General features: G+C 59.4%; 19 protein-coding genes. 14 read left to right on the top strand and 5 right to left on the bottom strand.

Translation table 11 applies throughout. The features are described 5' to 3' along the window. Window positions 1-73: 73 nt before the first annotated feature. Entirely contained in the window at window positions 74-1,114 is a 1,041-nt protein-coding gene (locus PMI18_RS13740; protein WP_007901378.1) for an Ldh family oxidoreductase, read from the bottom strand. Window positions 1,115-1,381: 267 nt separating this feature from the next. Here PMI18_RS13740 and PMI18_RS13745 point away from each other — a divergent pair, with 267 nt between their 5' ends. Together PMI18_RS13745 and PMI18_RS13750 are read left to right on the top strand one after the other, a co-directional pair. After that, window positions 1,382-6,208: a dermonecrotic toxin domain-containing protein gene (locus PMI18_RS13745; RefSeq protein WP_007901376.1), complete on the top strand. Its 4,827-nt coding sequence runs from the start codon at window positions 1,382-1,384 to the stop codon at window positions 6,206-6,208. Window positions 6,209-6,443: 235 nt separating this feature from the next. Beyond that, window positions 6,444-7,445 carry a FecR family protein gene (locus PMI18_RS13750; RefSeq protein ID WP_007901373.1) on the top strand — a complete coding sequence of 334 codons (1,002 nt, stop codon included), beginning with the start codon at window positions 6,444-6,446 and terminating at the stop codon, window positions 7,443-7,445. Window positions 7,446-7,500: 55 nt separating this feature from the next. On the opposite strand, the gene pvdQ is transcribed toward PMI18_RS13750, so the two are convergent. After that, on the bottom strand, window positions 7,501-9,846 hold the full coding sequence (gene pvdQ, locus PMI18_RS13755) for a bifunctional acylase PvdQ (RefSeq protein ID WP_007901371.1): 2,346 nt from the start codon (window positions 9,844-9,846) through the stop codon (window positions 7,501-7,503). Window positions 9,847-10,078: 232 nt separating this feature from the next. Here pvdQ and PMI18_RS13760 point away from each other — a divergent pair, with 232 nt between their 5' ends. Next, a complete protein-coding gene (locus PMI18_RS13760; RefSeq protein WP_007901368.1) occupies window positions 10,079-10,480 on the top strand; it encodes a hypothetical protein in 402 nt (133 codons plus the stop codon). Here PMI18_RS13760 and PMI18_RS13765 read toward each other — a convergent pair. Continuing rightward, complete coding sequence (locus PMI18_RS13765; RefSeq protein WP_007901365.1) at window positions 10,470-10,658, bottom strand: hypothetical protein; 189 nt, start codon at window positions 10,656-10,658, stop codon at window positions 10,470-10,472. The two genes, PMI18_RS13760 and PMI18_RS13765, sit on opposite strands and share 11 nt — an antisense overlap. Window positions 10,659-10,816: 158 nt before the next feature. On the opposite strand from PMI18_RS13765, the gene PMI18_RS31245 reads away from it, so the two are divergent. Further along, window positions 10,817-10,954 (top strand): hypothetical protein, encoded by a 138-nt coding sequence (locus tag PMI18_RS31245; RefSeq protein ID WP_007901362.1) that lies wholly within the window; start codon window positions 10,817-10,819, stop codon window positions 10,952-10,954. 12 nt (window positions 10,955-10,966) lie between these two features. Here the strand turns inward: PMI18_RS31245 and PMI18_RS13770 are convergent, their stop codons facing one another. Then, a complete protein-coding gene (locus tag PMI18_RS13770; RefSeq protein WP_007901357.1) occupies window positions 10,967-11,893 on the bottom strand; it encodes a LysR family transcriptional regulator in 927 nt (308 codons plus the stop codon). A 118-nt stretch (window positions 11,894-12,011) separates the two neighbouring features. Between PMI18_RS13770 and PMI18_RS13775 the strand changes: the two genes are divergently transcribed. Beyond that, window positions 12,012-13,007, top strand: coding sequence for an aldo/keto reductase (locus PMI18_RS13775; protein ID WP_007901355.1), 996 nt, complete (start codon window positions 12,012-12,014; stop codon window positions 13,005-13,007). A gap of 49 nt (window positions 13,008-13,056) precedes the next feature. Here the strand turns inward: PMI18_RS13775 and PMI18_RS13780 are convergent, their stop codons facing one another. Continuing rightward, window positions 13,057-13,587, bottom strand: coding sequence for a hypothetical protein (locus PMI18_RS13780; protein ID WP_007901353.1), 531 nt, complete (start codon window positions 13,585-13,587; stop codon window positions 13,057-13,059). Between the two features lie 570 nt (window positions 13,588-14,157). Here PMI18_RS13780 and PMI18_RS13785 point away from each other — a divergent pair. The 9 genes from PMI18_RS13785 (at window position 14,158) to PMI18_RS13825 (ending at window position 26,347) form a co-directional block, all read left to right on the top strand. Next, on the top strand, window positions 14,158-14,604 hold the full coding sequence (locus PMI18_RS13785; RefSeq protein WP_007901350.1) for a DUF411 domain-containing protein: 447 nt from the start codon (window positions 14,158-14,160) through the stop codon (window positions 14,602-14,604). Further along, entirely contained in the window at window positions 14,604-15,038 is a 435-nt protein-coding gene (locus PMI18_RS13790) for a YqaA family protein (protein ID WP_007901348.1), read from the top strand. Before PMI18_RS13785 ends, PMI18_RS13790 begins: the two co-directional genes overlap by 1 nt. 92 nt (window positions 15,039-15,130) lie before the next feature. Next, window positions 15,131-16,156 (top strand): alpha/beta fold hydrolase, encoded by a 1,026-nt coding sequence (locus PMI18_RS13795; RefSeq protein ID WP_007901345.1) that lies wholly within the window; start codon window positions 15,131-15,133, stop codon window positions 16,154-16,156. A gap of 13 nt (window positions 16,157-16,169) precedes the next feature. After that, window positions 16,170-17,123 (top strand): D-2-hydroxyacid dehydrogenase family protein, encoded by a 954-nt coding sequence (locus PMI18_RS13800; protein WP_007901343.1) that lies wholly within the window; start codon window positions 16,170-16,172, stop codon window positions 17,121-17,123. A gap of 582 nt (window positions 17,124-17,705) precedes the next feature. Further along, window positions 17,706-19,292, top strand: a complete 1,587-nt coding sequence (gene glgA / locus PMI18_RS13805; RefSeq protein ID WP_007901340.1) for a glycogen synthase GlgA — start codon at window positions 17,706-17,708, stop codon at window positions 19,290-19,292. 13 nt (window positions 19,293-19,305) lie between these two features. Next, window positions 19,306-21,102, top strand: a complete 1,797-nt coding sequence (treZ, locus tag PMI18_RS13810) for a malto-oligosyltrehalose trehalohydrolase (RefSeq protein WP_007901339.1) — start codon at window positions 19,306-19,308, stop codon at window positions 21,100-21,102. Beyond that, complete coding sequence (gene malQ / locus PMI18_RS13815) at window positions 21,099-23,177, top strand: 4-alpha-glucanotransferase (protein ID WP_007901338.1); 2,079 nt, start codon at window positions 21,099-21,101, stop codon at window positions 23,175-23,177. The genes treZ and malQ overlap by 4 nt, the downstream gene beginning before the upstream one ends. Next, window positions 23,174-25,972, top strand: coding sequence for a malto-oligosyltrehalose synthase (locus PMI18_RS13820; RefSeq protein WP_007901337.1), 2,799 nt, complete (start codon window positions 23,174-23,176; stop codon window positions 25,970-25,972). The genes malQ and PMI18_RS13820 overlap by 4 nt, the downstream gene beginning before the upstream one ends. A 21-nt stretch (window positions 25,973-25,993) precedes the next feature. Further along, window positions 25,994-26,347 (top strand): DUF2934 domain-containing protein, encoded by a 354-nt coding sequence (locus tag PMI18_RS13825; RefSeq protein ID WP_007901336.1) that lies wholly within the window; start codon window positions 25,994-25,996, stop codon window positions 26,345-26,347. Window positions 26,348-26,361: the final 14 nt, after the last annotated feature.

Here is a 26,361-nt window from a genome sequence, read left to right as displayed (position 1 = left end):
GCTTGCCGGCGAAGGCGGACTTGAGATCGCCTTCGCCGGCAAGCCTGGCTCCTACAAAAAAACACTGCTCCTCTCAGAGCCCGGCCAATTCCCGCAGATTGGCCAGCGTCTGAGCATCGAGCGCAATGCCTTCGACCTTGGCCTTGGCGCGCTGCCGGTGACGTCGATCACCCGGTAACCGCTTGAGCCCCACACCGTGCATCTGCCGGACCAGTTCCTGACTGCGCTCGGCAAAACTCTGCCCCGCCGACTTGCTCGGATCGATCACGATCAGCAATTGACCGGTCCAGGGTGTTTTCGCCCCCGGATGATTCGACCAGTCGAATTCGAAAGAGAAATTACCGCCGGTCAACGCCGCCGCCAACAGCTCCACCATCATCGACAGCGCCGAGCCCTTGTGCCCGCCAAACGGCAGCAACGCACCGCCCTCAAGGATCGCTTTCGGGTCCTGGGTCAGCTGGCCGAGGCTGTCCACTCCCATGCCCGCCGGCAAGCGTTCGCCTTTACGGGCAGCGATCTGTACATCGCCATGGGCGATGGCGCTGGTGGCGAGGTCGAAGACGATCGGATCACCGTTGGCCCGAGGGGCGGCGAAGGCAATCGGGTTGGTCCCGAACAGCGGGCGATCGGCACCGTGCGGCACCACGCAAGTCATGCTGTTGACCACGCTCAGTGCCACCAGCCCTTCATCGGCAAACGGCTCGACGTCTGGCCACAAGGCGGCGAAATGGTGGGAATTACGGATGGCCAGTACCGCAATGCCGGCGCTGCGGGCTTTTTCGACCAGCAAGGGTCGCGCCGCCGCGAGGGCTGGTTGGGCAAAGCCATTACCGGCGTCAACCCGAACGAAGCCCGAGGCCACGTCCTCGACCACCGGCACGGCCTTTCCATTGACCCAGCCGCTTTGCAGCGTCGACACATAACCGGGGATACGGAACACACCGTGACTGTGAGCCCCGTCGCGCTCGGCGCCGGCGCAGTTGAGGGCCAGGGTTTTGGCGACATCGGCCGAGGTGCCGTGGCGCAGGAAGATCTGCTCGAGCAACGCCGTCAGCGCTTCGAAGGACAGGTTTTGCGAAACTGCAGTAGACACATGATCGTGTGGCGCAGACATCTGAAGTTCCAGAATAATTATTGGAGGGGGCAACAGCGTATGAAAACCAACCGATTAACAACGGGCGACGAGCTGCCTGTCAACCTTTCGCTTGAACCGCTGCACCTGAGCGCAATCGGTTGAACCGAGAAGCTGCTTTGGCGCACGTTGGCACGAACACCGGGCAGCCGTGCGGTAACTATCTACCACCTTCGACTCACCCGCGACTTTTAGTCTTGAGCCTCAACCCACAGGCGCCTTCAACCGCGCCCTGAACGAGACTCGACGATGCCCACACCTCCCGCTCCGCTGTTTTTCCCCCAGGCCCTGCAATCGCCTGGCCACTGGAATGACCTGGGTAGAACCCATGGGCTGACGCGCAAGGATTTCGAATGGTTCAGTCATCTGGAACTGGCCAGCCAAACGTTACGCAGTCAACAGACCCCGCCGATGTTTGCCGAAAAAATCCTGCTCAATGCGCAAGACCTGGCATCCGTCCCCTTGGCCGGCAGCTTCGTGTTGAGCCTCACTCCGGATGACAACGGTGAAATTCTCTACACCCCGTACGTCGGCATACAGAAGTTCCACAGCCGCGCAGCCTTGACCGAACAGCTTAAGCGCCAACTGAGCAGCGTGACCGAGGACGACGATTTGCTGGCCTTCATGTCGTTGGCTGAGCGCAAAACGCTGGCGGCAGCGAGCGATATTCAGGTGAGTTTTCAGGCCATCGAGGGCGACGTATTCGAAGATCAGCGCACTGTCATCGCCAATAACCAGCGAATGAACGAGCAGGCCATGCTGGACGAGTTGATCAAGCTGCCAACGCTGACCTCGCTGCTCAATACGCTGCTTGATGAGTTGTTGCAATCTTCATTCCCACGCCTTGATCAAAGCCAGACTCGACTCGATTTTTATTCCGTTGCACCGGCCCATGACGACGACCATGACAGTGGCCCACCCCGGAGCTGGATCAATTCCATGTCCCTGAGTGACGCGGTGCTGTCGTACTACCGCCATCAGCGATGGCCGATCGGGCAGCTTCATGAATTCTCCCATCCGGGGAAAAATCCGGCGAGCACTGACCAACAGCACTGGGAAACCGCGGTAAAGACCGCTTCCAGCAAACTGCTAAGCCTGCTTTGCGGGAAACTGCAGAACTACTGGGACGATGCGGCAGTCGACGGTGCATCCCGCCGCGATTTTTTCAATCGGGCCATCCGTGAAAAGGCACGCGCAGAGTTCCTGATCAAGCGCGAGGCCGACATCATCAGCCCTGAACAGAGCCAGGCCTTGCACGCTTTGATTCAGCCGACGGCGGGCACTGCCTCGGCACTGAGCCTGGAGGCTGTGCGTCTTTGGGAGCACGCAGCCAATTATGTCGAACTGGCTGGCGCACTGATGATCAGTCACGCCAATGCCAATGCCTTTCTTTACACCCCTACCCAGGGACTCCAGGTTCTGAAGGACTATCAGGACCTCAAAGGCACCTTGCTGAGCAAGTTCAGCGCAGCCGGTCACGAAGATGAGCTCTACGGCCTGCTGAGTCTGGACGAACGCAACCGGTTCATCGGTTTCAATCAGCCACAGGTCTCCGGCGAGGTGATTTCAGGGTCGATATTCAAAACGCTGTTTGAGGCGGTCATCACCAAGCAACTGCAAAACATGGAATACGTTCTGCAGGTTTTCCGTCAGAGCGAAGGCACCGTGGACCTCCACGCCTTGTTCGACAAGGCACTGGATATACGCGCCATGATCAGCGAGCACTTGCTGGCGCTCGATGTTCAGGGACGCTGGAGTACCCGGCCGGTGCTATCCGGCAACCAAATGCCCTCCATGGTATTGGCAGACACGGCAGCGGCTTTCGTCAAAACCTTCGGCAGTGTCGAATCGCTGATCAGTGCGGAGTTCGCTTCTCAGCCGATCACGTCTCTGGCGCTACAGCGCGTATACCTGGAGAAGCTGAAACCCAAGCTGGCCCACGCGCTTTCCGTGGGTGTACGCGGGGAAGCCAGCCTTCGGGTACTCAACGCGACGCTGCGGAACGCCGACCGGGCCATTGTCGATACGGTGTTCAACCCGGATCAAGCGGATCGAAAAACGCGTCTCGCCCTCAATGGTTTCAGGCCTGATGCCTATTCGCTGATCCTTGAATGTTCCGGGCAGAAGGATGTGCTGCCCCTGGCCAATTGCGTGCTGTTGACCGAACGTGGCGGGCTCGATGTTCAGCATTCCGGCCGGGCGATTCTGTGGACGCCTGCGGCCGGGCTGGAAGTTTTCGCTTCAGTCAGCAGCGCAATGACGGAATTGAACCGGCGCCTGCTCGACGCCAACAAACGCCTGGAGCTGCTGGAAAACCTCACCCCTGCCCAGCACACATTCCACCAGCGCTACACGCTCAACTCGTTGCGACTGATTGAAAGCAACGTCCTGCAACACCTTGCGCAGTCCTCCATTGACCACTTCCTGGCCCGCTGCGAACACCTGCGCAGTCGGAAACTGGGCGACACACAGCAGATCAAAGCGTTGCAAAAGATGACGCAAAGGGTCATCGACACCAACTTGCGAAGAGCCACGCTGATCTCGCAGGCAATCACCCGACAGCAGTCGCTGCCTGCATGGCTCGGAATGGCTCCCGTCGCAGAACAGCAGTTGCACATCGAACTGCTGGAGCAATACCGTAACAGCGTCACCGACGACAAAGATTATCTGCACGGGATCCAGGCCCTGACGTCCTATGTGCATGACCGATTGGTGTCATTGCTCGGCAGCCGATTCCCCGGAACGCAACTTGACCCCGTCCACATTAAAATTACGCCCGACCTGGCCCTGGCCGGACCGGCGCGTAGCCTGACCGAGTTCGCCCTGAACCCTGTCGACGTCGCTCAAGGCACCGGCTTCAAGATTGCCTCGACAACCTCTCAAGCTCTTCCCGATCGCCTGAATCAGGACGCCGTGCGCCAGCTTGTGCAGTCACTGAATATCCACAGCGATTATGCAAAGCAGGTGACGGATGCATTGACCAAGACCGGCACCGATGCCGACAGACGAAAGCAGCGTTTTATTCAGCAACTCCCGTGGCAACTGCTGCAACACGCTCATGCACTGAAACTGCAGCAACGTCTTTCCGCCAGCGCGTTCGATTTGATCTGCCAGGTTCTCGACATGCCGGACGCCATCGCCCGTGCCGCTGTAGCAGGTGCCCACACCATCGTCAGGTCACTGGAGCTTATCAAGACCGCAGGTACCGCAGCCGTCAAAACCCTGGGCCTGTACCTGATCGGCCCCGGTGCCGGACATGACGGGCCGCAAATCCTGTATGCGCCTTATCACACAGGCTCGGTGTTTACCGAGTTCGAGAACGAGGCCAGCGTTATCTCGGCGATTAATACACCCGGGGCACTGCAGGATCTGATCATTCGACGGCTTCCCGAGGGTGAACAGTCCCTGTTCGGCAACCTGTTGAAGTCCACCGTCGGACAACAAAGCGAAATCACCCTCGCGTCTACCCCCATCGACGGCAACCTGCTTGTACAACTGTTCAGCGATAACGTCAGCCTTCTATCGAAGATGCTCGGCAGTCACTCCGAAGTCAGCGGCCAGGCCGAGTGGGAAGCAGCCAAAAACCTGTTCAGCTCCGGCATCAATCTGATTTCCCGCCTGCTGCCGGGCAAACTCGCCTATGTGCTGTTTCTGTGGCAAAGCTACAAGAACTTCAAGGACTCCGCCGAAGCGCTGCAGGATCATCACTGGAAACGCGCATTGCAGGGATTCATTGCCGGTGCCGCGCAGATGGTGTCGTTAGGCAAGTTGTCGCTGGAGGAGTCGGCGACCACGGCGCAAACAACCTCCGCCACCCCACCTGTTGCCAACCCGGTGACTGCCCCGAAATGGTCGCAAGTGAAACCGACGGCACCGGCGCGCACAGTGTTGCAGCCTTTCGAGACCACGGACGTAGCATTAAAGGAACTGCGCAAGAACAGCGATGGAACTTACCGAAGCTCAATCGGCAATAGAACGTACGCCCCCGTCGAGGGAAAGGTTTACCCCGTGGTCAAAACCGGACCGATCTGGCGAATGATCAGAGACCAACAGCCGGGACCCGCGTTGCTGGCGGCTCCCGGCCAGCAGCTAGTGATCGATCCAGACATCCACACGGTCCATTACGGCAAAGCCCTGTCGAAAATGCACAATCAACATGCTACTGCTCGCACGGTCCGAGAGGTGCTGAATATCGAAGCGCGGGGAATGGAAGACATTCGGACAAAACATCCGGAAAAAGCACGCATGATCGTGCAAGCCATAGACCTGGCTCGTTACTACGCTTTCAACAGTCTGCATAACCTGGCGCAGCTCCGGCAACTCCTCCCCGGTACGCGACTGGATACCTTCCTCAAAGCCTTTTTTGATGTGGGCAACATCGACGCGAGCATTCTCGACAAAATCAAACAGGCCATCGTTCCTGTTTGCAAGGCGCTGGTGGACCCAAACGAGGATTTGATGAATACCGATCGTTTTGTGGTCGGTTCCAACAAATACGGGTTCGACAGTACGATCGCTTTTGTTGTGGAAGAGGACATGTTGAAGCACGTGCATTTCACGGAAACATTTTTCAATCAGCAACTCGATTTCTATAAAGATTTTTTGACAGAGCCTTTCAATATCAACAGTCATGCCCAAGCCGCCACCCTGATTCACGAGTTCTCCCACCTCTATTCAAAGACTGTGGATATCGCGACGATCGAGTCAAGGCGTCCATTCAGTGATCTTGTCACGCCAATGGCCTTTTTTAGCGCAAAGCTGAAACAGACTCAGCTGGATTTCCAACGAGAGGCACTGTCCCTGGCGACCCCGAGGGAACAACTGTTTGCGCGCTGGAACAGCGAGCTGGACTTTTGGGATGATCTGGATTCGATTGCGGGTTTAGGGAATGTGGGTCGGGAAATTCTGAAAGCAACGGGTTGTACAACGATGGATGCAGCTCGTGATGCCTTTCTGAATCCAAGGAATGTGGACGTGAGAGTCGACACCATTTTGCGCAACGCCGACTCGATCGCTTACTTGATATGTGAAATGGGTCGACAACTGGACCCGGTACCCGTCCCGTCCATGGTCTGACGTCCGGCCGTAGCAGCTGTCGAGCTCCAGCGAGGCTGCTACATTGTCCGGGACAGCAGGATCAATCCTGGAGGTCTTGACCATTTTTTCACTGCATTTGTGGATACTGCCTGGCGACGCCCGGTTTTCAGGACATCCATGTGAAAATAAGTTGTACTTTGATGGGCAATTGCCATGACGGTTGTTCTCGCAGACTTCCCCTCAAGGTTAGAATGCAGGAAATCAGGATGAGTCAATGACCGACCACTCTCTCTCGCAAGCCCAATACGACGCCATCACCGATGCCGCTGCGCACTGGTGCATGCGTCTGCATGCCATCGACTGCACGGCCGAAGAACGCCTGGCGTTCGAGCAATGGCGTGATGCTCATCCTCTGCATGCCTTCGAGTACGAAGCCATGCTGGAGATCTGGGATGTGGCAGGGGATTTGCCACGTGCCGAATCCCCTGCGCCGGCTATTCGCATCAAACCGACAACGCCCTGGCGCACCTTCGGCATTGCCGCCACCGTCTGCGCCCTGGCATTGCCACTGGCGGCCTATACCGGATGGAACCTGGGTTGGCTGCCCAATGCCTATCAGCATTTCGAGGCGACCGACAATGTTCGTCAGGTCACGCTGAGTGACGGCAGTCAGGTGGAGTTGAACCTGGGCAGTGAACTGACGTTCAGCAATTACAAGGACCAGCGTCGTGTCACGCTGAAAAAAGGCGAAGCCTTCTTCAGCGTCAGTCACGACATACAGCACCCATTCATCGTCAGGGCAGCCGATGGCAGGATTCGCGTCACCGGAACCCAATTCAACGTCTGGATGTATGAAGACCAGGTACGCGTGAACCTGATCGAGGGTTCCGTGCTGGTGACCAGCAACGATGCCCTGTCCGGCGAGGGTTCACGTCTCGAACCTGCCATGCAGGCGCGTTACCGGCACGGCGACTTCACACCACAAATCAGCCAGACCTCTGTCAACGACCATTCACTGGCCTGGCGCAGCGGCAAACTGGTGCTCGATGATCTGACGCTGACCGATGCCCTGCCCTTGATCAATCGTTATTTGAACAAGCCAGTCATGATCGCGGACCACAGCACCGGCTCGATTCGCCTCGGCGGCATCTACAACATCAAAGAGCTCAATAATCTGGTGGCTTCGCTACCCAAGGTGCTGCCGGTCTACCTGACCCGCAACAAGGACGGTAGTCCGGTCCTCAATTCAATTCCGCAACAAGTCCCAAAAAGCTGAAGGCCGCCACCCTTGCGGGGTGCGGCCTTCATGTTTCATTCGAACGCTATCGCTATTACTGCGCGGCGATCTTCCCTGCTTTTTCATCCTGCTCGCGAATCGTCTGAGCCTGGTACTGCGGATCGGACGTGATCTGCTGCTCGGTAAACGGCAACACATTCAGCTGCTTCTTCGAAAAGGCCAGTGTCTGGTCCCGGGAATACTTCGACGCCGGATCGCTGGACAACGAGAATGCCAGCAAGCCCTGAGCCTGCGGTCCCTTGTCATCGAAAGTCACCACCTGCAAATAGCTGGTGCCACTGACGACTTCGCGCTTGCCGTCGGTTCTCGGCACGCTTTGGATCGCGTTATACACACCCAGCGTGCCCGGCCCGCCATGGATCGGCGTTTGCTGCCCGCCACTGCTGACCACCTGGATATCGCCCCAGCGGCTATCGGCCTTCAGGCCAAGTTTTTTTACCTGCTCGACCGAGGCCAGCATCGCCGCCCGAATCGCTTTGGCGACGTCTGGCCGTTCAATTGCAAGGCCACGCGGTGTGTGTTGCGGATCCTTCAGGTCGAACGCCACACGCCAGATGTCAGGGATCTGCTGTAACGACCCCATGACATTTTGAAAATGCACAAAGCCCAGTCCGCTGTCCAGATTCACCCGGCGATCCCACGCCTTGAGGCTGGCACACAGCGGCGTAAGCGTCGGCGCATCGGTGCCAAGATCCGCGGCGCAGAATTGCAGCAGGTCCGGCATCACTTGCGCCGCCTGATACACCTGATCGTCCATCACCATGTGTTGCAGATCTGCCGCAGCGACAGGGCCGGCCTTGCTCAAGGTGCCCAGACGCTCCAGTGCGAAGCGCGAACGCAGTCCCAATGGCTGATTGTCCTGACTGATCAATGGCGAGAAACCGGTGAGCGGTTGTGCCGGGTTGGCCATCCAGGCCGAATCATTGGAATGCTGCACAAAGTCTTTGCGCAGCAGTTGCGGCAGTTTATCTGCTGCGTAAATACCTTTTTGCGCAGCGTTCGGGTCAATGTCCCAGGCGCAGGCGCTGTTGGAACCGTCGAGCAGGATCATCTGTAGTCCGGCCCGCGGATCGCTGCACTTGGCCAGTTTGTCGGCATTGACGTTCGGCACCACCGACAGGTTCATGTAAAGCGTCTGCCCTTGATCGTCTACCGCCAGGGTGTTGACCCACGGAATCCCCTGAATTTTGTGCACCGATGCCTGCAATTCAGTAAGGCTGGCGGCACGGTTCATCGCATACCACTGTTGCAAGACCCGGTCGTTATCCAGATTGGCATCGCGCAGGCTATAGGCGAACTGGTTGTTCCAGTCCAGCTTGCCGGGCCATTGCACAATCGGGCCGAATTGCGAGCTGTAGACCACATGGGGAATCTGCCGGGTCTGGCCATCGGCTTGCTTCACGCTAACCGCCAGCGTCTGCTTTTTCATCGGCAAAGACTTGCCATCCAGCAGGTAACGGGTCGGATCCTTGGGATCGAGTTGCAGACGATACAGCGTGAAGTGCTTGGACGAATCCACCGTGTGGGTCCACGCCAGGTGCTGGTTGAAACCAATATTTATCATGGGCAGGCCGGGCAACGCGGCGCCCATGACATCCAGTTTGCCCGGAATGGTCAGGTGCATCTGATAGAAACGCATCCCACCGACCCAAGGAAAGTGCGGATTGGCCAGCAGCATCCCACGTCCGTTGAACGAACGTTCGCTGCCGACCGCCACGGCGTTGCTGCCGCGATCCAGAGCAAAGCGTTGCATGCGCGAAGCCGCCAGCTGGAACGACACCGGTTCGCCCGTCACGTGAGCGACGGTTTTCGGCGGGGTAGCGCCGGCCAATGCTTCGGCAAACTGCCCCACGCCGCCTTCGACCAACAGGCGTCGGGTCAACTTGACCAGGTCCTGCGCGGTAATCGCGCGCACCCATTCCCCCTGGCATTGCTGCGGCAAACCCTGCGCTCGACGCTCTGTCAGCGATCGGTTGTAACCGGCCACATAACCGTCGATGAGCTCACGGACCTCAGGCGTTTGCGCCTGCCAGAAAGCGGCGACAGCCTGCGATGTGTTCAGCCAGTTGAAAAACAGATCGCTGGCCAGGTTCCCTCGCTCTTCGACGGTAAACTGGTCCGGGCCAAAATACCGTGAGCGCTCGCCATTGACGGTGACAATCTCATTGGCCAGCAAGCACAGATTGTCCTGAGCGTAGGCATAGCCAATGCCATAGCCGAGCCCGCGCTCGTTGTCGGCACGAATATGCGGCACGCCGAAACTGGTTCGACGAATCTCGGCCGTCGCCTGCTCTGGCTGGCTGCGTGCGTTTGCCGCAAGACTCAGCCCCAGAAACACACCCGCAAGGCTCAACCTAGTTAACTGCCTGGAAATATTCACGCTCGCTCCTGATGAAAAGACGTATGACACGCAATGCGCCTCCCCTTAAAACGAAGCAAACAGCAAAAATTTAAGCCTTTGAGGGTGCCCCTATACCCGGCTCACGGGCCGCTGACGTACTGGCGACAAATTTTCTACATATCGGCCTTCATTATTTGCCTGGCTCGTTCGTCTTATTGATTGAGAGCACCCATCACTTTTTCCTGATCAGGCTCTGAAAAGGAGTTTTTGCATGTACAACCCGCAACTGCCAACGGACGGTAGCCATGCGCCAAAGGCCAGCAGCCTGGGCTCCGGCGTTTTCAATCAACAAGCCGAACGCCACGGCAACGAACGGATCAGGCTTTTGCTCAAGAGTTTTGGCCTGCGTACCAGCCTGATTCGTCTGAAAGTCATCGACGCCTTGCTGACCGCCGCCGAAAGCGACCGCAGCCTGGGGGTGCGTGGCGTGCACAGTCACTTGCTGGACCTGGACATTCCCCTGTCCTTTCTCAGTGTCCGTGAAGTGTTGAAACGCCTGTGCGGTGAAGGTGTGATCACCCTCAATCCGGACAAAAGCTACAGCCTCCATCCACAGGCCGCCGCCGTCCTTTACAGCGAACAATCCAGCCCGGGGGCGTCGCTCAAGGCTTGACCTTGCGACGCATCACACCATTGATCACCACCACGAGCACCGCCACGCCAATGGCGATGTACTGGAACAGCTGCTCTGTGATGATCCCTGCGTTTTGCAGCCAGGAAAGGCCGAACATGATCCCCAGTACCACCAGGGAAATCAGAATCGAGTATTTCAAACGTTGCGACTGGGTCATTGCGGGTTCCTGAACCAAAAAAATGTATCCGGTTTGTATCCGATTGCATGCCAAGCCCCTACTGTTCTGCGGGAATGAGGGGCTGCAAACGGGGTCTCATGTTACAGCCGATGAAGGGTTTTGACTTCATTGCGGCGATAACCCATGAGGATTTTGAAATGTTCCGTCGAATCACACTGCTGATTCCCCTGCTCGCGCTCCTGACCCTGAGTGGCTGCATCGTTTTCCCCCCCGGTGGCTGGCATGGCGGCCACCATTACGACCGTGGCGGCCCCGGTTATTATCAACATCGATAATAGGGAACTCGCTCAGGCGCTTGAGTCTTTTTTGTAAAAACCATTAGCCGACTGCGCACAGAGTTCCACCATCCAGTCGACGAACACCCGCACCCGTCGGGACAACTGGCGATGAGGAGGATAGAGCGCCGTCAGCGACATACCCGGTGGCGGCACGTCCCTCAGGACCTCAATCAAACGCCCCTCATTCAATTGGCGGGCAACGTGATAATACGGGGTCTGGACCAAGCCATATCCCGCCTCGCACGCCGCCAGATAACCATCGGCGCTATTGACCGAGACGTGCTTGGGCAGGTCGATCAACCGTAGCTGGTCATCGAGTACAAATTCCAGTCCGTAGCGTTTGCCAGTGATATTGGAAAAGTATTCCACCATCTGGTGCCCCTTCAGATCCTCCAGACACAGCGGAGTCCCCCAGCGCTGCAAGTATTCCGGGCTCGCACAGGTGACTTGGTCCATCACGCCCAGCGGCCGTGCCACCAGTGAGTCGTCCAGGGTCGAGCCACCCCGCAACACGCAATCGATACCTTCGCGGATCAGATCCACAGGCCGGTCATTCAAACCGATTTCCAGTTCGATCAATGGATACCGGGCAGTGAATTGCGGCAATGCCGGGATCACAATCAAACGCCCCACTCCCGCCGGCATATCCACTCGCAGCAAACCTTTGGGATTGTGGCGAGCAGCAGAAAATACGGCTTCGGTCTCTTCCAGATCCGCCAGCAACCGCACGCAACGCGGGTAATAGGCCGCGCCATCAAGCGTCAGGCTGATCTGCCGGGTGGTGCGCTGTAGCAGTTGCACACCCAGATGTGCCTCAAGTTGCTTGATCAGAATGGTCACGGAAGCGCGAGGCATTTGCAGGCTGTCCGCCGCTTTGGCAAAGCCGCCCAGTTCGACGATTCGGGTGAACACGCGCATGGCGTTGAAACGGTCCATTGCTTTGGCTTACCGGCTGATTATTTAGAAATTACAAATAGTGATAGTAGTTTTAGCCGGTTTATCTCATTTCTGTCGAGGTCAACAATAGGATTTCAATTCACAGGGAGCTGATTTCATGCAAACACGTCAATTGGGCAAAAACGGTCCGCAGGTGAGCGCGATCGGGCTGGGCTGCATGGGCATGACCGATTTCTACACCACGGGCGTGGACACCCGCGAAGCCACCGCCACTTTGCACCGCGCACTGGAACTGGGGATCAATTTGCTCGACACGGCGGACATGTACGGTCCGCATACCAATGAAGAGCTGATCGGCAAGGCCATTGTCGGCAAGCGTGACCAGGTGTTTCTGACGAGCAAGTTCGGCATTGTCCGCGACCCATCCAACCCCGGTGCACGGGGCGTCAACGGGCGACCGGAATACATTCGCAAATCCATCGACGGCACCCTCAAGCGCCTTGGCGTGGAGACCCTGGATTTGTATTACCAGCACCGCATCGATCCGCAGGTGGCCATCGAGGAAACCGTCGGCGCCATGGCAGATCTGGTGAAGGCCGGCAAGGTGCGTTACCTGGGATTGAGTGAAGCCTCGGTCGCCACGCTGGAGCGAGCGAACAAGGTTCATCCGATCAGCGCACTGCAAAGTGAATATTCGCTATGGAGCCGCGATCAGGAGGAGAACGGTTGCCTGGCCGCGTGCCGGCGACTGGGCGTTGCCTTTGTACCTTACAGCCCATTGGGCCGGGGCTTTTTGACCGGTGCACTGAAAAGCCCGGATGATTTCGCAGCCGACGACTACCGTCGCTTCAGTCCACGTTTTCAAGGGGAAAACTTCGCAAAAAACCTGTTGCTGGTGCAGCAGGTTCAGGCCCTGGCCGCCGACAAGGGTGTGACGGCGGGCCAACTGGCGTTGGCATGGGTCTTGGCCCAAGGGGATTACCTGATTCCGATTCCAGGCACCAAGCAGCGTAAATACCTGGAAGAAAATGTGGCCGCGCTGGACGTGAAACTGAGCCGCGAAGAATTGCAAGCGCTGGAAGCGATTTTCCCGGCCCATGCCACAGCAGGCCTGCGTTATCCGGAAGAAGTCATGAAGTTGCTTGACCGATAGCACGTGCCTGGCCCGTTCGATAGTTCGAGCGGGCCAGCGCGGCCAAACATCACGCCTTGGCGTTAACACCTTTGTCATTAGGTACCGTCGTACCGTTGCCCTTGCCGTAAGCTCGCAAGTTCTGCAGTACGTAGATCGCCGTCTTGTATTCCGGGATCAGGCCAACGGCGTACCTGTCACCCTTGATGCTGTTGTTCTGGATGGTGTCCAGTTGCGTGGCGAAATACTCCAGCGCATTGAATTTCGCATCCGGGTCTTTCTGTACGCCAAACCGGTCAAACTTGTCACCGGCATTAAGCAAGGTCATCGAAGTAATATCGGAAATCAGGCCTTTGCCTCTCAAGAAGGCACTGAGATTGCCCAATTGCTTGGCGGAGACATTTTCCGGATCGAAGCCCTTGATGTTCTTGTGCAGTTTCTGTTCATCCATTTTCGCCGTATTCAGCGCATTAGGATTGTCCCCCACCAGTGCCAGCATCTGCTTGACCCTGGCGCTGTGGGTGACCGGCTTGCCGCTGCCAGTATCCTTGACCAGTAAACCTGCCTTGCTCGTCCAGGCACCTGTATAGCCGATGGTCATGACCGGGCTCCCGACTGTGTGACGGGATGCCGATCATCCAAAACACACAGACGTCCTTGTGAGGCGACCATAAAAGTTCCTTGTTTAACCGAATTAAGTTCGGGCGAGTATCGATGTGTGCTCTAACGTCACCAACAAATATTTCCAATTTTTACAATTCTTATACATTTGCGATACATACCCAAAAGCGCCTGGTTTCATTGGTCTACATGAACTTTTCGATATTGGCGCAGATAACTAGCCAAGCCTTTATGTACGCCTTGGTTAGTTTGTATCGAGGGTGTCGGGTAAACCAACTTGCTGGCGCTCAAGGTACAGGCTGACATGGCCCCTTGTGGCGAGGGAGCTTGCTCCCGTTGGGGCGCGCAGCGGCCCCAAATCTGTTACCGCGCGGATCCAGATAGAACGCAGGCGTCTGTTTTACGACTGCTCCGCAGCCGAACGGGAGCAAGCTCCCTCGCCACAAATGATTTACTCATGCAGTATTACTTCGAAACAATCCGCCTCCTCTTCGCGAGAGAAAAAGATCAAAATGCATCTTTTTTGGTCACAATCCGAGACGAGCCCCCCATGCGAACCCACCTGCGTCTGGCCGCCCTGAGCGCCCTCTTCATCTCTTCCCTGGCCCAGGCCGCCGACCTGATTCCCATCGAAGTTCACCGCGACGCCAATTGCGGCTGCTGCAAAAAATGGGTCAGCCATCTGGAAGCCAACGGTTTCAAAGTTGAAGATCATGTCGAAGCCGACATGAGCCAGTTCAAGCAACAACACGGCGTGCCACCTCGCCTGGCGTCGTGTCACACCGGCCTTATCAATGGCAAATTCGTCGAAGGCCATGTACCTGCCGATCAAGTACTGGCCTTGAGCAAGCGTGACGATCTGTTGGGAGTTGCCGCCCCCGGCATGCCCATGGGCTCGCCCGGCATGGAAATGGACGGCATGAGCGATGCCTACCAAGTGATCGGCCTGAAAAAGGACGGCACTGACGTGGTGGTGGCGGACTACCCTGCCCATTGATGTTCGGCGCATACATAGGGCTGTTTCTCGCAGCATTCGGTGCCGCGACGCTGCTACCACTGCAATCCGAAGCGGTGCTGGTGGGGTTGCTGCTCAGCGACCAGTATTGGCTCTGGTCGCTGCTGGCGGTGGCAACGCTGGGCAATGTGCTGGGCTCGCTACTGAACTGGTGGCTGGGGCGTGGCATCGAGCGGTTTCGCGACCGGCGCTGGTTTCCGGTCAGCCCCCGCCATCTCGAGCAAGCCCAAAAGCACTATCAGCGTTACGGTCATTGGTCGTTGTTGGTCAGTTGGGTACCGATCATCGGCGATCCACTGACGCTGGTGGCGGGTGTCATGCGCGAGCCGTTGGGGCGTTTCCTGATGATCGTGACACTCGCCAAGGGCGCCCGCTACGGTGTGTTGGCCCTGGCTACGCTGGGATGGATGGGTTGAACGATGGTTCTGTAGCAGCTGCCATTGCCTGTGTTTAATGTCGCCCTAATCATGCCGATCCAGCATCGGCAGATTTCCTGTGGAGTTCGCCCATGTCGCCCATTCTCTCCCGCTGGTTACCCGGCCTGCTGCTGACCGCTGCGCTCCCCCTCATCGCTCAAGCCGAAACACCGGAATACGGCCCGCAACTTCAGGGCTTCGAGTACCCCTACACGGTCAAGCACTTCGCCTTTGAGTCCCAGGGCAAATCCCTGCAGATGGGTTACATGGACATTGCCGCCCAAGGCAAGGTCAATGGACGCAGCGTGGTGCTGATGCATGGCAAGAATTTCTGCGGCGCGACCTGGGACAGCTCGATCAAGGCGCTGAGCGAGGCCGGTTATCGGGTCATCGCCCCGGACCAGATTGGCTTCTGCACCTCCAACAAACCGGACCATTACCAATACAGTTTCCAGCAACTGGCGAGCAACACCCAGCAACTGCTCAAGACCCTGGGCATCCAGAAAGCCACCCTGCTCGGGCACTCCACCGGCGGTATGCTCGCCACGCGCTATGCGTTGCAATACCCCGATCAAGTCGAACAACTGGCGCTGGTCAACCCCATCGGCCTGGAAGACTGGAAAGCCCTCGGCGTGCCGTACCGCACGGTCGATCAATGGTACGAACGCGAACTCAAGCTCAGCGCCGACGGCATCCGCAGCTATGAACGCAACACTTATTACGGCGGCCGCTGGAAACCCGAGTTCGACCGCTGGGTGGACATGCTGGCCGGCCTGAATAAAGGACCGGGGCATACGCAAGTCGCGTGGAACTCGGCACTGATCTACGACATGATCTTCACCCAACCGGTGTACTACGAGTTCAAGGACCTGAAGGTGCCGACGCTGTTACTGATCGGCACCTCCGACACCACGGCCATCGGCAGCGACATTGCACCACCCGAGGTCAAGGCCACACTCGGTCACTACGAGGTGCTCGGCAAGCACGTGGCGAAACTGATTCCCCAGTCGACGCTGATTGAATTCCCAGGCCTTGGCCACGCGCCGCAGATGGAGGAACCGGCCAAATTCCATCAGGCATTACTCGACTGGCTAAACAAAACCAATCCCGTTCGTTGATGAGGTAAGGCTGATGGCGGTGCAGATTGCGGTGATCGATGACTGGCAGGACGTGGCTCGCGATGTGGTGGACTGGTCGGTGCTGGACAGCATCGGTCAGGTGAGTTTTATCCATGACTACCCGGCCGACAACGAAACCCTGGCCGAACGGCTCGGCGCATTCGAGGTGATCTGCGTAATGCGTGAGCGCACCCGGTTCGACGAAGACCTGCTGCGCCGCCTGCCCGCACTCAAACTGCTGGTTACCGGCGGCATGCGCAACGCCGCACTGGACCTGAAAGCCGCCGCCGCGCTGGGCATTCAGGTGTGCGGCACCGACAGCTACAAACACGCCGCCCCCGAACTGACCTGGGCGCTGATCATGGCCGCGACCCGCAACCTGGTGGGCGAAGCCAACGCCTTGCGCGCCGGTCAGTGGCAACAAGGGTTGGGTGGCGACCTGCAGGGCAAGACCTTGGCGATTCTCGGTCTGGGCAGCATCGGTCAACGGGTAGCCCGGTTCGGTCAGGTGTTCGGCATGCGGGTGATTGCCTGGAGCGAAAACCTGACCGCCGAACGGGCTGCCGAAGTCGACGTCACCTATGTCAGCAAGCAGGAGCTGTTCGAGCAGGCCGATGTGCTGTCGGTCCATCTGGTGCTCAGCGAGCGCAGCCGAGGGCTGGTGGACGCTCAAGCACTGGACGGGATGAAACCCACGGCATGGCTGATCAACACCGCCCGTGGGCCGATTGTCGATGAGTCGGCGCTGATCAAGGCACTGCAGAAACAACGCCTGGCGGGCGCGGCGCTGGACGTGTTCGAGCACGAGCCGTTGCCCCGTCATCATCCTTTCAGGACGCTGGACAATGTGCTGGCCACGCCTCATGTCGGGTATGTCAGCCGGCAGAATTACCAACTGTTCTTTTCGCAGATGATCGAGGACATACAGGCCTGGGCGGCTGGGGAGCCGATCCGGATTCTGAGCTAAGACCGCGTTATCGTTCTTCGCGGGCAAGCCTCGCTCCTACAGATTCGCGCGATACGCATGATACCTGTAGGAGCGAGGCTTGCCCGCGAAGAGGCCCTCAACCCCACCACATATCCTTAAAACCCTACGCACCGCAATGGTGCAACCCACATCCCATCACGCCCGCTTATCGTGACCTCCCGGTCCCGATTTGACCCACACCCAAAACCCAACCTGCCCTTCGTCGGTGCGCTCCCCCAAAAAGCCCGCATGTTTTGTACCCTCTCCCAACCGATTGTCGAACAATTTCGCAGTTGACCGGCCCTGCTCTAAGTTCTGGCCTAGACTCATTTTCGCGGGGTAAAACCGGTCGGTCATTCGGTGAAAATAATCGAAACTTTTGGTACTGGCCGCGAGTCAGGTTAAGAGTAGGGCCACAGCGACTGGTGCATTCCTTGCAACAGCCACTTCACCCATTCTGCTTCAGCGCATGGGCAGCACTTGCTCACCGATGCGTAGCGCGTTTGCGCCCGGCCACAGGATTTGGCCACGAACACCGTTTGTGCCAGACCTAGAATTAGATCAACAACACGGGAGATTCATATGATCAGTGCGGCTTTAGATATCCAGGGAGAACGTGCTCATCAGCAGGTCGGGGAAACGAGCACCGTCGGTGTCCTCAGTGCCAAATCGGTCAACGCGCCCGCCCCCAAGACACTGGCACCGGTAGCCAGTCAGAATCCCAACAAGAAGAAAGTCCTGTTCGTCACCTCGGAGATTGCCGACCTGGTAAAAACCGGAGGTCTTGGCGACGTTTCCGCCGCACTGCCACGGGCGATGGCGCATCTGCACGATGTCCGTGTGCTGATCCCCGGTTATCCGCAAGTGATGAACAGCGAAAACCCGATTCATATCATCGGTGAACTGGGCGGGCACGCAGCGTTGCCGCCCTGCAAGATCGGGCGCATGGACATGCCCGACGGTCTGGTCATTTACGTGTTGATCTGCCCTGAACTGTACGAGCGCGAAGGTTCGCCTTACGGCGCCAACAACGGCCGCGACTGGCCGGACAACCATATTCGTTTCGCCCGACTGGGCCTCGCAGCAGCCGATATCGCCGCCAACCTCGCCCAAATTCACTGGTGCCCGGACCTGGTGCACGCCCACGACTGGCCCGCTGGCCTGGCACCGGCCTATATGCACTGGCGTGGCCAACGCACCCCGACCCTGTTCACTATCCACAACCTGGCCTACCAAGGCGTCACCAGCCTCGGCTCGTGCCCGGAACTCGGTATTCCCCTGCATGCCTTGCAACAGGAAGGCATGGAGTTTTACGGCAAGATGTCGTTCCTCAAGGCCGGCATGGCCTACTCGAGCCACATCACCACCGTCAGCGCCACCTATGCCCAGGAAATCACCACGCCAGCCTTCGGCTGCGGTCTCGACGGCTTTCTCGCCGCCAAGACCCAGCAAGGCCTGCTCAGCGGGATTCCCAATGGCATCGATGAAAGCTGGGACGCAGCGACCGATCCGCACCTGTTCCACCCGTTCGGCATCGGCGACTGGGAAGGCAAAGCGGTCAACGCCGCGCACGTTCGCCGGCTGTTCGACCTCGACGACTCCGAGGGTCCGCTGTTTGCCGTAGTCTCGCGGCTGGTCTACCAGAAAGGCCTGGACCTCACCGAAGCCGTCGCCGAATACATCGTCGCCAACGGCGGGCAGATCGCGATCATCGGCCGTGGCGAGCCGGAAGAAGAACAGGCCATGCGTGAACTGGCGTTGCGCTTCCCCGGGCAAGTCGGCGTGCACATCGGCTTCAATGAAACCGACGCCCGCCGGATGTTCGCCGGCAGTGATTTCCTGCTGATGCCCTCGCGTTACGAACCCTGCGGCCTGAGCCAGATGTACGCCCAGCGCTTCGGTTCTTTGCCAGTGGCCCGCAATACCGGCGGCCTGGCCGACACCATCGAAAACGGCGTGACCGGTTTCCTCTTCAACGAATCCACCGTGGAGAGTTATCGCGAAGCCCTGGGCCGCGCGTTCAAGGTGTTCGCCTTCCCCGGTCTGCTCAACGCCATGCGTTGCCGAGCCATGGCGGCGCCCTTCAACTGGTGCAAGGCAGTCGAACCCTACGCCGAACTCTACGAACAACTGGTGGCTAAAGCGCTGGGAAAATCGGGCAAACAGTAAGAGGCTTTCAACGATGCCGTTACGGACCCTTGAGACCTGGCCCCACGGCGCAATCATGCTCGACGCCGAACACACGCGTTTTGCCTTGTGGGCGCCAGATGCGTTTTTTGTCAGTCTCGAACTGGAAGATGGACAATCCCTGCCACTGCTGCCTCAGGCCGATGGCTGGTTTGTGATCAAGACCCGCTGCCCCGCGGGTACCCGCTACCGCTACAACATCGATGGCGAGCTTACGGTGCCGGACCCGGCCTCCCGCGCCCAGGCGGGCGATATCGACAGCCACAGCGTGGTGGTCGATCCCCTCGCCTATCGATGGCAACACAGCGCCTGGCAAGGTCGACCGTGGAATGAGGCGGTGATCTACGAACTGCATGTCGGCGTACTCGGCGGTTTCCGCGAGGTCGAGCAGCATCTGGAACACCTGGTTGAGCTGGGTATTACCGCCATCGAACTGATGCCGCTGGCGCAGTTTCCCGGCGAGCGTAACTGGGGCTATGACGGAGTTTTACTTTACGCGCCTCAAGCATCCTACGGCTCGCCCGAACAACTCAAACACCTGATCGACACGGCCCACGGCTATGGCCTGGCGGTGATTCTCGACGTGGTCTACAACCACTTCGGCCCCGACGGCAATTACCTGCATCGCTACGCAGAAGGCTTTTTCCGCGAAGACAAACACACCCCGTGGGGCGCGGCCATCGACTTCCGGCGGCGTGAGGTGCGCGACTTCTTTATCGACAACGCGCTGATGTGGTTGCTGGAGTACCGCTTCGACGGCCTGCGTCTGGACGCGGTACACGCCATCGAAGACCCGGACTTTCTTCAAGAGCTGGCACAACGGGTGCGGCGGCAAACCGATCCGGCGCGGCACGTGTGGCTCATGGCGGAAAACGAACACAACCAGGCCAGCCTGCTGGAGCAAGGTTTCGACGCGCAATGGAACGACGACGGCCATAACGCCCTGCACGTTCTGCTCACAGGTGAAACCGATGCCTATTACGCCGACTATGCCCGGCAGCCCACCGAACAGCTCGCCCGTTGCCTGAGCCAGGGCTTCGTGTTTCAGGGCCACATCACCCGCCACGGTACGCCGCGAGGTGAGCCGAGCGGTCACTTGCCGCCCACGGCCTTCGTGCTGTTCCTGCAGAACCACGACCAGATCGGCAACCGCGCCTTTGGCGAGCGCCTGCATCAGTTGGCCCATCCTGATGCCCTTTACGCCGCCACCGCGTTACTGCTGTTGTCGCCGATGATCCCGCTGATGTTCATGGGCGACGAATTCGCCGCCGAGCAACCGTTTCTATTCTTCACCAGCCACCATGGTGAATTGGCGGAACTGGTGCGCGAAGGACGACGCAATGAATTCGCGGCGTTCAGCGCCTTTGCCGATCCGCACAAACGCGAGCAGATTCCCGACCCGAACGCGACGCAGACCTTCGAAGCTTCACGGCCGAAACTGAGCGCCAGCCGCCAATCGCCGGTTTATGAGCTGTATCGCCAACTGCTGAAGATCCGCCACCGACACATCATCGCGCACCTGCCCGGCGCCCAGGCGCTGGGTGCGCAGGTACTGGCCGAGGGCGCGGTGACGGCGCGCTGGCGGTTGGGCGATGGCAGTCAGTTGCGCATTGACCTGAACCTCAGCGATGCGCCCGTGGTCCACACCCCACAGGCCGACGCGACATTGCTGTTCGAACACCCGCCACAATCGGCCGGTCTGTTAAATCAGGGCACACTTGCCCCGTATTGCGCGCTAGTCAGCCTCACGGCCGCAGCCCCTTTGCTACCCCCGGATGGAGAGCGCCCATGAGCAATGCGCAACTGGAAATACTGGCCAGCCTGGCAGGCCTGGCCGTCGACTGGATCGATGCCAATGGCCGTCCACAGAGAGTCACCCCGGCGGTGTTGCGCTCGGTGCTCAGCGGGCTTGGCCATCCCGCCAACACTGCCCAGGAGATCGACGCCAGCCTGCTGCAATTGCAGGAAGTGCAACAAACCCGGCACCTGCCGCCGCTGTTGACCTGCGATGTGGGCGTCGGCCTGGACCTGGCCCACTACTTCGAACCGCAAACCCCGTGTGAAATCCATCTCGAAGACGGTTCACGGATCAACTTGAAGCTCGATGACAACGCGGTGTTGCCCGGGCTGGTGCCGGTGGGTTATCAGCACGTCAGCATCGATGATCAATCCTTCACCCTGGCGGTGGCACCCCAGCGCTGCTACAGCGTCGGCGACGCGGTGGACAGTCAGAACCCGCGTGCCTGGGGCCTGAGCGTGCAGTTGTACTCGTTGCGCCGTCCCGGCGATGGCGGTTTCGGCGATACCCAGGCCCTCGAAGATCTGGCCCGGGTGGCCGGCGAACGGGGCGCCGAAGCGTTGGCAATCAGCCCGCTGCACGCGATGTTCAGCGGCGACACCCAGCGGTACAGCCCTTACTCGCCGTCCAGCCGTTTGTTCCTCAATAGCCTTTACGCGGCGCCCGGTGCGATTCTCGGTGAGCGAGCCCTGCGCACCGCGATCGACGCCACCGGCCTTGCCGCTGAACTCAAGCACCTTGAAGCACAGCCGCTGATCGACTGGCCCACCGCCGCCGAAGCCAAGCACCGCTTGCTCGAAGCCTTGTATGAAGGATTCACCCACGGCGAACACCCCTTGCACCCAGACTTCAGCAGCTTCCGCCATGCCGGTGGCGAAGCGCTGGAAAATCATTGCCGCTTTGAAGCGATCCAGGAAGTCCGTGCGCGGGACGGTGAAAGCCTCGACTGGCGTGAGTGGCCCGAACAATGGCGTGACCCGCGCAGCACCGCTCTGGCGCATTTTGCCGAAGAAAACTCGACCCGCATCGGCTACTACGCGTTCTGCCAATGGCTGATCGCGCGCAGCCTGGAACGCGCCCAGACCGCCGCCCGCGGTGCCGGCATGGGCATCGGCCTGATCGCCGACCTGGCGGTGGGCGCCGACGGCGGCGGCAGCCAGGCCTGGAGTCGTCAGGACGAATTGCTCACCTCACTGACCGTGGGTGCGCCACCGGACATCCTCAACCGTTCCGGCCAGGGCTGGGGCATTTCCGCGTTCTCCCCCGAAGGTCTGGTGCGCAACGGCTTTCGCGCGTTCATCGAAATGCTGCGGGCCAACTTCGCCCACGCCGGCGGCCTGCGTATCGATCACGTCATGGGCCTGCAACGACTGTGGGTGATCCCCAACGACGCGCCGCCCAGCGACGGTGCCTACCTCTATTACCCGGTGGACGATCTGCTGCGCTTGCTGACCCTCGAATCCCATCGACATCAGGCCATCGTGCTCGGCGAAGACCTCGGCACCGTGCCCGAGGGTTTGCGCGAAAAACTCATCGCGCGCTCGATTCTCGGCATGCGCGTGCTGCTGTTCGAACAGGACAATACTCACTTCAAGCCGATTCTCGACTGGCCGGACAACGCCCTGGCAACCACCAGCACCCATGACCTGCCGACGCTCAATGGCTGGTGGCATGGCCGCGATATCGACTGGAGCGCGCGCTTGAATCTGGTCGACGCCCCGGGGGAAATCGAATGGCGCCAACACCGTGAGCGCGAGCGCGAAGGTTTGCGTCGGGTGCTGAGCGAGGACCCGCAGAATTTCCGCGAAGAGTCCCACGAAACCGATCAGGTGCTCGACGCCGCGATCCGCTTCCTCGGCCATACCCGCGCGCCGCTGGTATTGCTGCCAATGGAAGATGCCTTGGGTATCGAACAGCAGGCCAACCTGCCCGGCACCACCGACACTCATCCCAACTGGTCGCGCAGGCTGCCCGGCGACAGCGAAGCCCTGCTCGATGATCCGGACGCCGCCCGGCGCCTGGAACTGCTCGCCTGTGCGCGACTTCAGGCGGCCGAGCGTGACCAATGAATCAACCGTTCAACCAACCGCTGCGGGCGACTCTGCGGCTGCAATTTCATAAAGGTTTCACTCTGGATCAGGCGGTGCCGCTGGTGCCGTACTTCGCCAGCCTAGGCATCAGCCACGTCTATGCCTCGCCGCTGCTCGCCGCCCGCGCAGGCTCCATGCATGGCTACGACGTGGTGGACCCGACCACCGTCAACCCTGAACTGGGCGGCGAAGCTGCATTACGCCGTTTGGTCGGTGCATTGCGCGAACAGAACATGGGGCTGATCCTCGACATTGTCTCCAATCACATGGCCGTCGGCGGTGGCGACAACCCTTGGTGGCTCGACTTGCTCGAATGGGGGCGACTGAGCCCTTACGGCGAGTTCTTCGACATTCAGTGGCACTCTCCCGACCCGTTGATGGAAGGCCAATTGCTGCTGCCTTTTTTGGGCAGCGATTACGGCATCGCCTTGCAGGACGGCACCCTGCCCTTGCGTTTCGATGCCCGGCGCGGCGCTTTTTATGTCGAGCACTATGAGCACCACTTCCCGATTTGCCCGACGAACTACGGCGAACTGCTCAAGGCAGATGATCAACTGGATGCCGAGCAGGCCGAGCAGCTCAAATCCCTGGCAGACCGCTTCAGTACCTTGAGCTACCAGACCGACGCGCACAGCCTGGCGCTTCCACTGAAAACGGAACTGGCTGAACTGGCCAGCGATCCGGCCATTCTTCAGGCCATCCAGCACACAGTCGGAACCTACGACTCGCTCACCGCCGAGGGTTTCCAGCGCCTGCACAACCTGTTGGAGCGCCAGAGTTATCGCCTGGCCAGTTGGCGCACCGCGGCGGACGACATCAACTGGCGGCGCTTTTTCGATATCAATGAACTGGGCGGCCTGCGCGTCGAACGCCCGGCGGTGTTCGAAGCGACCCATGCAAAAATCTTCGAGCTGGTGGCCGAGGGTCTTGTCGACGGGCTGCGCATCGATCACATCGATGGCCTCGCCGACCCGCGTGGTTACTGCCGCAAACTGCGACGCAGAGTCGATCGCCTGGCACCGGATCGGCACCTTCCGATCTACGTCGAAAAGATCCTCGGCGAGGGCGAAACCCTGCACCGCGACTGGTCCGTCGATGGCAGCACCGGTTACGAATTCATGAACCAGTTGTCGTTGCTGCAACACGACCCCGAAGGCGCCCAGACCTTGGGTGAACTCTGGAGCCGGCACAGCGAACGCCCCGCCGACTTCCGCCACGAAGCACAACTGGCGCGCCAGCAGATTCTCAACGGCTCCCTCGCCGGGGATTTCGAAAGTGTCGCCCACGCCCTGTTGCAAGTGGCCCGGGACGATCTGATGACCCGGGACCTGACCCTCGGCGCGATTCGTCGGGCCTTGCAGGAACTGATCGTACACTTCCCGGTGTATCGCACTTACATCAGCCCGCTGGGCCGAAACTGCGCCCAGGACGAGGTGTTTTTCCAGCAGGCCATGGACGGTGCAAGGCAAACCCTTGGCGAGGCCGACTGGCCCGTGCTCGATTGCCTGTCCGGCTGGCTCGGCGGTCAACCCTGGCGCAAACACCCGGTGGGCCGCCCACGCAAACTGCTCAAGCATGCCTGCGTGCGCTTCCAGCAACTGACCTCACCGGCGGCGGCCAAAGCGGTGGAAGACACCGCGCTTTATCGTTCGGCCGTGCTGCTGTCGCGCAACGATGTCGGCTACAACACCGAGCAGTTCAGTGCGCCGGTGGCTGACTTCCATGCCGCCAGCGCCAATCGCCTCGCCGAATTTCCCGACAACCTGCTGACCACCGCGACCCACGACCACAAACGCGGCGAAGACACCCGCGCTAGGCTGGCCGTGTTGAGCGAGCGCAGCGCCTGGTATGCCGAACAGGTCGAACACTGGCGAACCCTGGCCGACGAATTGCGCGCTGAACCCGGTGCGCCCTCGGCGGGCGACGAGCTGATTCTCTATCAAGCGATCCTCGGCAGTTGGCCGCTGGAACTGCGCAGCGACGATCAGCCCGCGCTCGAGGACTACGCCAAACGCCTCTGGCAGTGGCAACAGAAAGCCCTGCGCGAAGCCAAGTTGCAAAGCAGCTGGAGCGCGCCAAACGAGGGTTATGAACAGGCGACCCATGGGTTTCTCGAACGCCTGCTGCTCAGCCCCGAAGGCCAGCCACTGCGCATGGCCATCGGGGCGGCGGCGCAGAGCATCGCCGCCCCGGGTGCATTGAATGGCTTGGCGCAAACCTTGCTGCGAATGACTGTGCCGGGGGTACCGGACCTCTATCAGGGCAACGAGTTCTGGGACTTCACGCTGGTCGATCCGGACAACCGCCGGCCGGTGGATTACGTCTGTCGTCAGCAGGCCATGCACGTACAGTTGGACCTGCCCGATCTGTTGGCGAACTGGCGTGACGGGCGCATCAAGCAAACCTTGATCGCCGAGGCGTTACACCGGAGGGCCGAGCATGCCGGGCTGTTTCAAAAAGGGGCGTATCAAGCCCTTGAAGTCCTCGGCAGCCAGGCTCACCGGGTACTGGCGTTTGCTCGTGAATGGCAGGGAAAACGGGCTATCGTGATCGTACCGATACGCTGTGCCGAACTGCTGGAAAACAGTGCCAAACCACAGGTTGACGCGCCGCGGTGGGGCGATACCCGAATCAAATTGACGTTCGCCGCGCCTGAAGAAAATCTGAAGGGACTTTTTGCAAGCGTCGCAGTCACAAAACACAGGGAGCTGATGGTCAGCGCCGCGCTGGGGGATTTCCCGGTCAATCTCATTATCCAAACGACCCAAGCTTGAGTTCAGTTCAGGAGCATTGCGATGAGTACCGACGATAAACGCATCCGCGAATTTGCCTATCAAATCTGGGAGTCCGAGGGCAAACCCGTGGGCCAGGAAAAACGCCATTGGGAGATGGCCTGCAAACTGGTCGAAGCCGAACGCCTGGCACCCGGCAAATCCGCGAAAGCGAGCGGCAGCAAAACCGCCGGCACCAAGTCCGCTGCCGGCAAGCCGGATGGCAAGTTGGTCAATGCCAAGGGCATCGAACCAACACTAAAGGCCAAAGCCAAGCCCAAAGCCAAACCCGCCGCGGCTTCGGCGGTGATCCCGCCGGGCGAGAAGAAAACCGCCGAGAAAAAGCCTCGCGCTGCGCGTAAACCGCCCACGGCCTGACGCTTGCCGCCTTG

This window comes from Pseudomonas sp. GM102 (assembly GCF_000282555.1).
Classification (GTDB): domain Bacteria; phylum Pseudomonadota; class Gammaproteobacteria; order Pseudomonadales; family Pseudomonadaceae; genus Aquipseudomonas.
The sequence above is the reverse complement of the archived record's forward strand: the minus strand, read 5'-3'. Positions and strand labels throughout refer to the sequence as shown.

Coding starts and splice junctions, on each gene's coding strand:
- PMI18_RS13740 (WP_007901378.1), bottom strand. CDS start 1,114: ATGTCTGCGCCACACGATCATGTGTCTACTGCAGTTTCGCAAAACCTG.
- PMI18_RS13745 (WP_007901376.1), top strand. CDS start 1,382: ATGCCCACACCTCCCGCTCCGCTGTTTTTCCCCCAGGCCCTGCAATCG.
- PMI18_RS13750 (WP_007901373.1), top strand. CDS start 6,444: ATGACCGACCACTCTCTCTCGCAAGCCCAATACGACGCCATCACCGAT.
- PMI18_RS13760 (WP_007901368.1), top strand. CDS start 10,079: ATGTACAACCCGCAACTGCCAACGGACGGTAGCCATGCGCCAAAGGCC.
- PMI18_RS13765 (WP_007901365.1), bottom strand. CDS start 10,658: ATGACCCAGTCGCAACGTTTGAAATACTCGATTCTGATTTCCCTGGTG.
- PMI18_RS31245 (WP_007901362.1), top strand. CDS start 10,817: ATGTTCCGTCGAATCACACTGCTGATTCCCCTGCTCGCGCTCCTGACC.
- PMI18_RS13770 (WP_007901357.1), bottom strand. CDS start 11,893: ATGGACCGTTTCAACGCCATGCGCGTGTTCACCCGAATCGTCGAACTG.
- PMI18_RS13775 (WP_007901355.1), top strand. CDS start 12,012: ATGCAAACACGTCAATTGGGCAAAAACGGTCCGCAGGTGAGCGCGATC.
- PMI18_RS13780 (WP_007901353.1), bottom strand. CDS start 13,587: ATGACCATCGGCTATACAGGTGCCTGGACGAGCAAGGCAGGTTTACTG.
- PMI18_RS13785 (WP_007901350.1), top strand. CDS start 14,158: ATGCGAACCCACCTGCGTCTGGCCGCCCTGAGCGCCCTCTTCATCTCT.
- PMI18_RS13790 (WP_007901348.1), top strand. CDS start 14,604: ATGTTCGGCGCATACATAGGGCTGTTTCTCGCAGCATTCGGTGCCGCG.
- PMI18_RS13795 (WP_007901345.1), top strand. CDS start 15,131: ATGTCGCCCATTCTCTCCCGCTGGTTACCCGGCCTGCTGCTGACCGCT.
- PMI18_RS13800 (WP_007901343.1), top strand. CDS start 16,170: ATGGCGGTGCAGATTGCGGTGATCGATGACTGGCAGGACGTGGCTCGC.
- glgA (WP_007901340.1), top strand. CDS start 17,706: ATGATCAGTGCGGCTTTAGATATCCAGGGAGAACGTGCTCATCAGCAG.
- treZ (WP_007901339.1), top strand. CDS start 19,306: ATGCCGTTACGGACCCTTGAGACCTGGCCCCACGGCGCAATCATGCTC.
- malQ (WP_007901338.1), top strand. CDS start 21,099: ATGAGCAATGCGCAACTGGAAATACTGGCCAGCCTGGCAGGCCTGGCC.
- PMI18_RS13820 (WP_007901337.1), top strand. CDS start 23,174: ATGAATCAACCGTTCAACCAACCGCTGCGGGCGACTCTGCGGCTGCAA.
- PMI18_RS13825 (WP_007901336.1), top strand. CDS start 25,994: ATGAGTACCGACGATAAACGCATCCGCGAATTTGCCTATCAAATCTGG.